Annotated in this window: 1 protein-coding gene and 1 pseudogene; both read right to left on the bottom strand. The window is 67.3% G+C overall.

Annotated elements, in window-relative coordinates; all coding sequences use genetic code 11:
• Positions 1 to 43 precede the first annotated feature (43 nt).
• Positions 44 to 421, bottom strand: coding sequence for an acyltransferase family protein (locus tag ACFHPP_RS31225; protein WP_437167111.1), 378 nt, complete (start codon positions 419 to 421; stop codon positions 44 to 46).
• Between the two features lie 207 nt (positions 422 to 628).
• Positions 629 to 840: pseudogene (locus ACFHPP_RS31220) on the bottom strand (hypothetical protein); the annotation flags it as partial.

Below are 840 nucleotides of genomic sequence, written 5' to 3'. Positions count from 1 at the left end.
GCTGTGCGGCAACGATTGGCGCTACCGGGAAGCGGCGGAAGCGTCAGCCTGACTTGGACAAAGCTGGCCGCAGCCGGTCGCCCTGGCCGCGCCAGCCGGCATAGCCACGCCGGATCAGCCGCTGCGCCGGGCGCTCGACCAAATAGGTCAGCACCGTCGCCACCACCAGGGACGCCACCAGCGCCGCCCCGACGGAAGCATTTGCCAACCACCCTGCATCGTCCTGCAGCCGCAGCATCAACGCCCGGCCGGCATAGTTGTGGGTGAGGTACAGGCTGTAGGAGATGGCACCGAGCCAGACCAACACCGGCTGGCGCAGAAAGCCGGCGCGGCCGGTCAGGATCAGGGTGAAGGCGCCTATGGCGATCAGCGCCGCGGCCTCTTTGGATTGAGTATGGTCCGGCGCGGACGCGCTCGCCAAGCGTAAGTTCTTGCGGCGCGCCCACGGGTGCCGTCGCTCCCAGCGCGTTGGCGGGAGACTGGTTGCCGATGCGAGGCTTTCGTTAGCAGCCAGACAAGAGCTCAATACAGCCTTTGTCATACGGGAGGCCCTGCCACCGCGCGCCTACGGGGCGCGGCGACGGCGACAGGCTTGGTACATGCTGTCCAGTAGGGTCCAGGCGCGCTTTTAGTCCATCCCCATGCCACGGGCCGCCGCTGAAATGGAACCGGTGTCGCGGATGCTCTTGAGCAGCGCCACCTTGCCAGGGCCGATCCGCGGCCCGGAGGCGAGCACGATGCTGGTCCTGAGCACCGACATGCCGCGATGATACGTGTTGGCGCGGTGCATCAGACGGCACCCCCTATATTCCCGGTGAGGCCGAGAAGCATGGCGGTCGG

This window comes from Falsiroseomonas sp. E2-1-a20 (genome assembly GCF_051433195.1).
Lineage (GTDB): Bacteria > Pseudomonadota > Alphaproteobacteria > Acetobacterales > Acetobacteraceae > Falsiroseomonas.
This window is presented reverse-complemented; position numbering and strand designations above follow the sequence as displayed.